Annotated in this window: 8 protein-coding genes; 6 read left to right on the top strand and 2 right to left on the bottom strand. The window is 42.2% G+C overall.

Annotation, left to right across the window (positions count from 1 at the left end; all coding sequences use genetic code 11):
- Positions 1 to 644: 644 nt before the first annotated feature.
- From EXZ60_RS17735 to EXZ60_RS17720, 4 genes are all read left to right on the top strand, one after another.
- Positions 645 to 2,471 carry an SIR2 family protein gene (locus tag EXZ60_RS17735; RefSeq protein WP_277436078.1) on the top strand — a complete coding sequence of 609 codons (1,827 nt, stop codon included), beginning with the start codon at positions 645 to 647 and terminating at the stop codon, positions 2,469 to 2,471.
- Between the two features lie 2 nt (positions 2,472 to 2,473).
- Positions 2,474 to 3,097 carry a hypothetical protein gene (locus EXZ60_RS17730; protein ID WP_277436077.1) on the top strand — a complete coding sequence of 208 codons (624 nt, stop codon included), beginning with the start codon at positions 2,474 to 2,476 and terminating at the stop codon, positions 3,095 to 3,097.
- Entirely contained in the window at positions 3,090 to 5,261 is a 2,172-nt protein-coding gene (locus tag EXZ60_RS17725) for an AAA family ATPase (protein ID WP_277436076.1), read from the top strand. The genes EXZ60_RS17730 and EXZ60_RS17725 overlap by 8 nt, the downstream gene beginning before the upstream one ends.
- A 442-nt stretch (positions 5,262 to 5,703) precedes the next feature.
- Entirely contained in the window at positions 5,704 to 5,835 is a 132-nt protein-coding gene (locus tag EXZ60_RS17720) for a hypothetical protein (protein WP_259398433.1), read from the top strand.
- 38 nt (positions 5,836 to 5,873) lie between these two features.
- Here the strand turns inward: EXZ60_RS17720 and EXZ60_RS17715 are convergent, their stop codons facing one another.
- Positions 5,874 to 6,362 carry a GNAT family N-acetyltransferase gene (locus tag EXZ60_RS17715; RefSeq protein ID WP_064626658.1) on the bottom strand — a complete coding sequence of 163 codons (489 nt, stop codon included), beginning with the start codon at positions 6,360 to 6,362 and terminating at the stop codon, positions 5,874 to 5,876.
- Positions 6,363 to 6,562: 200 nt separating this feature from the next.
- On the opposite strand from EXZ60_RS17715, the gene EXZ60_RS17710 reads away from it, so the two are divergent.
- A complete protein-coding gene (locus EXZ60_RS17710) occupies positions 6,563 to 7,462 on the top strand; it encodes a LysR family transcriptional regulator (RefSeq protein ID WP_064626659.1) in 900 nt (299 codons plus the stop codon).
- A 518-nt stretch (positions 7,463 to 7,980) separates the two neighbouring features.
- Complete coding sequence (gene tpx, locus EXZ60_RS17705; RefSeq protein WP_274684924.1) at positions 7,981 to 8,478, top strand: thiol peroxidase; 498 nt, start codon at positions 7,981 to 7,983, stop codon at positions 8,476 to 8,478.
- A gap of 76 nt (positions 8,479 to 8,554) precedes the next feature.
- Here tpx and EXZ60_RS17700 read toward each other — a convergent pair whose 3' ends face one another.
- Positions 8,555 to 8,767 (bottom strand): hypothetical protein, encoded by a 213-nt coding sequence (locus tag EXZ60_RS17700; RefSeq protein ID WP_277436075.1) that lies wholly within the window; start codon positions 8,765 to 8,767, stop codon positions 8,555 to 8,557.
- Between the last annotated feature and the right edge of the window lie 114 nt (positions 8,768 to 8,881).

The following is an 8,881-nucleotide window of genomic DNA, read 5'->3' as shown; positions in this document are numbered from 1 at the left end:
TTTTCAAACAGGGTTTGCCATTCTTTGTTGGTGCGCCGTTTTGCCATTTCAGATCTCCTTGAGGTTGGAGATTTGATCTTAGGACGTACCGATATTGATTAGAATGTGGGGTTTATGATGCGCTTACGAAATTGCAGGTTCTTAATCTCGTCGTAACACGAAAATGTCCAAAGACGTGCTGACGCCGATCTAGGCAAACACGTCTTTGCCCCATTCGAAGTTAGTAACGTGACGAAGGGGTAACTTCTTTCCAAAACAATTGACCCAATTTTAGTAATGCGACAAAGTTATTTCATAACCAGTAGATAAGCACTGATTAAGTATGATGCTTTCAAACAAGCTTGAAAGAAAGCGTCGCAAGTGAAGCGAGCTGGTACGCAGCCACAGCTAAATAGCTTCAACTGAGGAACAAGCATTCTCAATATTAGCGGGAATACTGGAGTTCAGATATAAGGAAGTCAAATAGCCCATAATCATGTGCACCTTTTACGTAATATATTACTCACAAAACAAGCCACGGCAATCGACACGGAAAACCGCGCCGTTGCGTTATGATTGTTATACGGCGCACCAAGTCCGCCTACGACCCAAAGTGGACTACAAGAATGTTTATTCTGCCCTCAAAATTCGGAGCCCTGTAAGAGATGATTGCAAGGAATGCGTTTAATTACACCGTCGATAGAATATTGAGACGACGCTGTGTGCCTGTTGCTGGTGCGGGTATATCTATGTCAAGTTCTTCGCCAAGCATTGAGAAGGTTCATAATGTCAAATGGATGGTGAATACCCTAAAAAAAGAGTTATTTAAGCTTCGATCGGCTCGATATAAAGCTGAAGAACATGGGACTATATGCCAGTGCTGGTGCTCACATGAACTCGAAGCTCTTGGTCATAAAATCACTGGTGAAACCTGTAAAGGAGTGTGTTTTTTCTGTGATATTACCAAGGCCGCGAGCGCTAATCAGCTGGGTTGCCTGTCTGAGCTGTATCTGTGGGAGTTTGTTAGCCTCGATATTGGTTATAAGAGATTGGTAGAGATTCTGAAAATTGATCAATATCGAGATCTATGCCCAACGCCTGCTCATTACTACATAGCCAAGTTGTCACGAGAGGGGCTGATTAATGAAGTAATAACCACCAACTACGACTGCAACTTTGAAAAGGCCTATGTTGAATTGAGCGGTGGAAGTAATTCAGATGTGATTTCCTGTCTTGACGATTACCGTAATAAAGGCGCTGAGATTGGAGATGTCAATCGTCTAAAGGTCTTTAAGGTAAATGGTTGTGCTGAGAGACTTATTGATACTAATAGATACGAATCGATACTTCTCACTGAGCGACAGCTCCAGAAATGGCGGAACAGGCAATGGGCTGCTGATGTTTTTAGAGATCGACTTAGAAGTAAATCCCTGATGTTTGTGGGCTTTGGTAGCGACGAGCCGCAAGTGCATCACACTCTTCAGACTGTTTTGGACGAGTATACAGATGAACTTGAAGATAATGTCAAAGAGGTTTTGGAAACACATTCTGCGCCAATAGTTGCAGTTTTTGACGCTTACCCAACTTTTCACCAGCAGCAAATCGTCAATACCTACGCCTTGCACCACATGAAGTCTCCCCAGGACGGCGATAAGTTAATTATTCGACATCCTGATAGAGAACAGAACTTAACAGCAGATGAACTCTGGAAAAGTATTTATGAGCGAGTGGCAAGAACTTTAATTGTTGAAGCCTTAAAAACCAGTATTCAGTCAATGAATGCAAGCTTTACTTCTGTCTTACCATTTTCCGAAGTCATTCTTCATCAGGTTATATCAACACTCGAAGGTACATTCAAAGACGATTCCGACTACTGCACTGCGACACCTACCTGGCTAGACTCTATTTCTGGTGTTATCAGTGCCAGCAGCGCCGATCAGGGATCATATTCTGCATTAGCTGCTAGTTTATCTAAGCTCAATGGTAGACATGTGAAAGAGTATGATCCTATAAATGAAAACAAAGCTCTTATGTCTGAGCTTTTAACCTTGCTGTTTTTATTTGAAGGCCTCCTTTCTCCAAGTTCGGAACAAGAGCTGGAAGGTGGCATTGCGTTATCATTCAAACATTCTGAGGCGAAATTCACTGGCGATAAGCTTCTTTATCTTAATGCAGATCCCTCATTTGTCTCTTCCGGGGATGAAGTAAGTGTTCCGAGAGGAAATAACCATCTGGCTCTCGCTCTAGGGCAGGCCGGTGCGCATATTCGGCCAAGCATGCGTAGGGTTGTTAATAAAGATACGACAGCAGGTTCTATTACTCCAAAAATAATAGTGACTTTGGGGTGGCAACATATTTTTTACCAAAAGCCTTATGATGGGAATAAAGACACTGTCGCAGAAACGATCCTAGATGCAGTTGACTCTCCCACAAATTACTTTTATGCCAATCAGCCGAGTATTAAGCGGCGAACCTACTTACGAGAAGCTTAAGAATGGAATCATTATTGGAGATTAGTGTTGCAGACTGTAGTCCAGCAAGAAGAGATATCTATCCTGTGTCTGTCCATTGCCACTCCGCTTGTAATCTTGTGGTTTGGCGGGCTGATTCGAATCCAAGTGAAGAGGAAATGGTTGAGCTAAAGAAATATGTTGCCCGCCTGATGGATCGCCTTGCAGACCTGATGCATGACTACCAGAAGTTTGCGCCTTTAGTTGCTCTGATTGATATGCATAAGTTCTCTGCTTCTTGGTTACAGCTTATGGGTGATCAAGATTGGCATCGAGGACGTTTTGTTCTTCAGGCCGTCAGGTCATTTGAAGGGAAATCAGTTGAAGATGCAAAGATGCGTTGGTTAGGAGCACTGTCCTCAACTGAATATACCCCTAGGAGAATAACAGATGAGGACTTTTCCTCTGTACTTTCTGAAACTGTTAAAACCGCTAAACCTCCCAGAGGTGTTGAGCCGCAGCTATTTACCCGATTTACGGATATTTTAAAGGCCTCTATAAGCGCTGGTGAAAGCTATAGCGTTGATCAACGCTGGCAGGATGAGCTTGTTAAGGACATCAATAATCTATTAGGTAAGCCAGTTTTGGAGGTAACTTCTCTTGAGTAACAATATCAATACTATTCAGTCTATAGTACTGAATAATTTCAAAGGCTATAGAACTTCAGAAGATGGTGACGTCAAAGAGCTTGATTTTACGATAGCTGGTCAGCCTGCCGACCTTATTTTGGTGACGGGTAAAAACGGAGTGGGTAAAACTTCTTTATTAGAAGCAATGGACTGGGTACTTAATCAACCTGAAGTTGGTGCGGGTGGTTTCATAACCACTGAGCAGAGCAACGGAGCGGTATCTATTAATGGCGAGAGGTTTGAGCTTCAGGGCAAGGCTAAAACTGACCATAAGAAACTTAGTACAGTAGCCTCATTTTTTTATCAAGAAAATATCGCTGGGCTTGCATGTGACGAAATCATTCAACTATTAGAGCCTGAAAACAAGCCGGGCGAAGAGATTAAGCGGAGCTTGAAGGCGTTACAAGCAAAGTTAGAAGACTGGCAGCGCCAGCTACATACGCTGAAGTATAGAAAAAACTATGAAGAGGAAAGAAAAGCGCTCGCTGGAAGAGTTAATGAACTTGTCGCTAAGATCCCTCACGATCTGCCGTTTCGTCAGTTGTTAGTCGATAGTACGTTGACCTTAAAGAATGGAAACCTACAAAATAAATGGGATTCTCAAATCCGCAACCTTTCTAGCTCCATCGGAAACTTCAGTAACTTGGCTGAACCGATAGGTTCACAACTTCCTGACCAGTTGAGCCATATCGGGCATAGTTTGTTGGAGTATCGAGGCCATCAGGTCGATTTTTCTGAGAAAGGAAATGAACCACCTGCCTTTACCAAAGAATTCTTATCTACTATTCAGTCTTTACCAGCAGACTTGGTCATAAAAAAGTGGTCAGAAGATACTATCTTGGCTCCCTCTGAACTCGAGAATACTTTATTCGTAGGCTCAGATACTGACATTTACTCTGATAAAGTCGATGAATTAGAGAAACAACGGATTGAGTTAACCTCCGAATACCAAAGGCTTAATAAACTACAAGCGCAGCTGCAAGGAGACGGAAGCTCGATCTTAACTTGGATTGATGGCTTTACTGACAATGTTAGTAGCTGGTTAGAGGCTTGGGACGAGCATCCTGATATTTCAGATGTTATTGATTTGAAACAGGGGTTACAGGTTCAATTGGAAAAATTGTCGACATTGACGACTGCACGTTCTGTTGAAATCAGAGGGAAGATAGAGAAGGTTATCGAAAGAGGGCAAGCTGTTACCACTAGCCTCAATCAGATAAAGCGCTCTCATGTGGTTGTGAGAGATATAAATGCTCATTCAAATCAGCTTTCACAACTTCTAAATGAACCTAACCTTACTGTTGAGGAGTTAACTGACTATGTTAGTAATTATCTTGAAACGATAAAAACTCCAGTTGCAGAAGGTGCTTCAGTCGTTGCTGAAACTGATATTATCCATCAGCTTGGCAGGGTGTTTACTAACTGGTCAGCTTTAGAGATCCAGAAGGTAGAAGACGATGCCAATGCAACTGATTTGGATGGTTTAGAGCAAGCAGAGAAAATGATCACCGATGCTCTGGCTATAAGTAAACAGGAATCGAGTGCAAGAAGTCAGTTGCTATCAGCTGTTGAGGTAATACCGCAGGCTGAACTTGAACAATTGTTAAAAAACATGAATCAACTTCTTGGAAGCTTCCATTTCCCAGATGATTTTCTGCCGATCAAGCTTGAAAACTATGGTACTCCGAAAATGCCAAAGTGGGGTTTTAAGACGAAGTCTGGTGTACAGTTCGACGATCTATCAACAGGTCAAAAATCCCAGCTAGCAATTTGTTGGACAATAAACTTAAACTTGGCCTTGTCAGAACAATTAGTCCATAGGGTTATCGGATTTGATGACTTTACTACTTCTCTTGATATGAACCAGCTAATTCCTGCTGCCGTACTGCTTCGCAAGCTGGCGTACGCCGATGCTAACGATAGCTGGAAAAGGCAGGTCATTGTGACCAGTCACCATGAAGATTTGACGAACCGGATGCTTGACTTTTTGCTTCCCCCTCAAGGCAAGTCAATGAAAGTAATCCAGTTTGAAGACTGGCAACCAGAATCAGGGCCGATTTTTAAGTGCTATAACGTGGATATGGGTAAGGTGAAAGAAGACGGCCTACAAGACGCGGTTAAGCGTATTGTTCAAACCACTTAACGTGTTGCAATCACTGTTTTCGATACCCAGTAAACTAGTATATTTAAGGTCTTAGGTTTGGAGAACGTCAGCTAACTTTAAACGTCCACTAATGGTCGGATGTGGACATAGAGATGATGATCAGTTCACATATAAAAGTTCCTGTACGCGGATAAATTATTCGCTGCGCTCGCAATTGTCGGTGAGCGCGGCGTTAAGCTATAGAAAATTTGATCCAAAACTGATGATTTAGAGTTAACGCTTTAACTCGGATATGTCCATCTTCGTTTCAGCCCCTTTGTTCGTTAGTGCTTTTGCTCATACATATCCTATCAATACGAGTTTCCCCTACTGAAATTTATCAGGAAGGGGGATACATCACTAATCCTAGCCTGCTTTCTATACAAATCGATATGCAACTTGTATGATTATTGTTCGTATTCTAAAGGAGGAAGATTTTAAAATGACACATTTAAGTGATGATGAGCGTACAAAGTACTACCTTGTTGATATTGAAACTAAAAATAAACCCGCAAACGCGGGCTTATTTACACACGGTAATTGGAGCAATACCGAGGGGATATTGATGGTCTAATTACCAAACGATTCGGCTCGTGCTTCACGTTTTACTTGCTATTCCACCAGCGACTTAAGCATCCACACATCACAGCTATTATGCAAGGTGTCAGCTAACGGCGCATCTAAGTGGTCAAAGCCTAAGTTTTCGTATAGACGAACTGCCACTTTCATTGAGGTTAATGTGTCTAAGTAACAGCTTTGATAACCTTGAGTACGAGCATAGTCTAAACACGCGATGGCCATTCTTTTACCTAGTCCATGCCCTCGTCCTTCAGGCAAAATGAACAGTTTTTTCAGCTCACACACATCTGGGCTGCTATTAAATGACGCTAAACCACAACCGCCGACAACTTTCCCATCCAATAGGGCCACCAAATAGAGGCTTTTACTTTCGTTTCCATAATGCTGACTCATGCAGAGCACTTCTGGGTCAGACGGCCCATACCCTTCACCAACGGCCCCAAACTCTGCTCCAACTTGCTCGATGATTTGTCTAACATTTTCATCATACTGAGCGGTTAACGGTTCAACGACACAAGACATACTACCCTTCCAATTCTAATTGATACTCTCCGAGTAACTCGGCTGTTCTATTTTGTTAAAGCCATCATAGCCAACTCAAGAACATTTCCATAATTGATAAAACGACACACAAGTGTGAATTTTTTTCATGCCTGTGCTGATTTACCTTGGTTTGCTGTGCTATAACGGTTCAATAACTAAAAAGATGGCGACCAAAACCAGTGAATAATTACAAATTGCTGCCCGCATTGGACTCATTGCTCACGACCCGAAATTTGACCGACTCAGCGCGAGCGCTCAATGTCACCCAGTCGTCCATGAGTAAAACGTTAGGCCAGATCCGTGAGGCCTTCCAAGATCCGATTTTGATCCGAGAAGGGAATCAATACCTCCTAACCGAACGGGCCAAAAGCCTTAAACAGCAATTGCCGCAACTACTAAGGCAAATTGATTCACTTTATCTTTCGGCAGAATTCGATCCTACACAGTGCCAACGCCAATTTTCGCTGGCGTTAACCCCATTTTTTGCACCGGAAATATTGCCGTTACTGTGTGAAAAGCTAGAAGAACAAACACCCAACGCCAATATCAGTTGCGTGTTATGGCAAGAAGAACAGCTTAAAGAACTCGCTGCGCAAGAGATTGACTTAGTCGCCGTCACGGCGGAAGAGATCCCAGAAAATCTCTATGGAAAAGAAATCGGCCAAGATCACTACGTCATCGTGTGTCGAGACCAACATCCATTTCGTCATCGTTCAATATCGGTTGAAGACTATTTGAATGCCAAACATATTTTGGTCAACGGCATTAGCGAACGCCACCGCCAAGTGGATCTCGCCACATCGTCTCACTCGATAGAGCGACGTGTTTTTGCCAAACTGCCTTCTTTTCAATCAGCCCTAGAAACCCTATGTCGAACCGACAGCATCATTACCGCACCACGCCACTTAGTTGAACAATATGCCAAGCAGCGTGCTCTTTGCATAAAGCCACTGCCATTTGATTTGCCTGCGCATAAATACTATTTACTTTGGCACGCAAAGCATCATCACGATCCCGCTCATCAATGGTTTCGAACCTTCTTAGAACCCGAGTTCAAAGCCCACTTAGCAAAGCGATAAGATAAAGTAACCGCACTAACTTTATGTCCAAAACCTTCATAGGCTGAGTTTTTGCCCATAGCACTTTCTAACTCGAAAGTGCCCCATTGTTAGTTTCGCCAAAAAAGCCACGCTCTCGGTCGGATGGGTTTTGACCAAACATAACTAATCTGAAACCCAAAGCTCATAAAGTACGAAAAATGTGTATCAGAGTGCAGTTGTTAGTTCAAAGCAACTCGATGAATTTTGCTCTACACACCGCTCTTGAAGCGTCACAAACTTACAAGGCGTTATGGAAGCATACCGCCTTGAACAAGTGTCGAAAATCTTTACTAAGAGCGCTTGAGGCGGTCTAATGGCTATTTTTGATAGCAAACACATTTACCATAATAGGAATAATGAACACCGGTTTTTCGGGTTATTAATTGAACCTGCTCCGATGTGCCTTATTTTAATTGACGCCAAATTAATTTTGAGTTTTCATGGCTCGACTCAACACTATGCTTTTATTAGCTTAATCATATAAAAAGAAGGTAAATATGGAACAAGTAACTTTTCAAGGAAACCCAGTTAAAGTTGTAGGATCTATTCCAACTGTAGGTAGTCAGGCTCCAGATTTCTCTCTAACGGCTTCGGATTTATCTGATTTGACACTCTCATCATTTAAAGGCCAGAATGTAATCATTAACATATTCCCGAGTATTGATACTCCTGTTTGTGCATCTAGCGTTAAGAAATTTAATGAAGAAGCTTCAAAACTTAAAAATACAACGGTTTTATGTGTATCAGCCGACTTGCCTTTTGCTGTAGGTCGCTTCTGTGAAGTTGAAGGTATTGATAACGTTCAACATGCATCTACCTTCCGTAACTCTGACTTTGCAGAGACTTACGGAGTGTTAATTCCAGAGGGTGCTCTTAGAGGTTTAGTAACTCGTGCAATCGTATGTGTGAATGCTGATGGAAAAGTGACACATTCAGAGTTGGTTAAAGAGATAACTGAGGAGCCAACTTACTCATTAGCCTTGAATGCTTTTTAATTAGATTAAAGAATAGCCCGTTTATCAGCGGGCTATTTCTAGATTTTTTATCTGAACCATTTATAATCGTAGTGTTTTAGCTAGTTGTTAGCATTCCTTTAAGATGAGCTAAAATATCCCTTGGCTCATCCATTCTCATTTTCTCTGTAAATTCCATTTCACTCTCTAATACCACGGTAGCATGGTCAATCAGCGTCTTGCGTTCTTCTTCTGATATCTTCTTTGTTTGCAACCCACAGATGCGAATAAGTAGGCACACTATATCTAGCTCCTTTGGTAAGCGCATCATAAACCCCACATTCTAATCAATATCGGTACGTCCTAAGATCAAATCTCCAACCTCAAGGAGATCTGAAATGGCAAAACGGCGCACCAACAAAGAATGGCAAACCCTGTTTGAAAA

Source organism: Vibrio sp. 1151_11, from assembly GCF_029478525.1.
Lineage (GTDB): Bacteria > Pseudomonadota > Gammaproteobacteria > Enterobacterales > Vibrionaceae > Vibrio > Vibrio anguillarum.
The sequence above is the reverse complement of the archived record's forward strand: the minus strand, read 5'-3'. Positions and strand labels throughout refer to the sequence as shown.

What these genes read in the sequence shown, in the direction of transcription:
- EXZ60_RS17715 (WP_064626658.1), bottom strand. Translation starts at nt 6,362, where the DNA reads ATGTCTTGTGTCGTTGAACCGTTAACCGCTCAGTATGATGAAAATGTT.
- EXZ60_RS17735 (WP_277436078.1), top strand. Translation starts at nt 645, where the DNA reads ATGATTGCAAGGAATGCGTTTAATTACACCGTCGATAGAATATTGAGA.
- EXZ60_RS17720 (WP_259398433.1), top strand. Translation starts at nt 5,704, where the DNA reads ATGACACATTTAAGTGATGATGAGCGTACAAAGTACTACCTTGTTGAT.
- tpx (WP_274684924.1), top strand. Translation starts at nt 7,981, where the DNA reads ATGGAACAAGTAACTTTTCAAGGAAACCCAGTTAAAGTTGTAGGATCT.
- EXZ60_RS17730 (WP_277436077.1), top strand. Translation starts at nt 2,474, where the DNA reads ATGGAATCATTATTGGAGATTAGTGTTGCAGACTGTAGTCCAGCAAGA.
- EXZ60_RS17700 (WP_277436075.1), bottom strand. Translation starts at nt 8,767, where the DNA reads ATGATGCGCTTACCAAAGGAGCTAGATATAGTGTGCCTACTTATTCGC.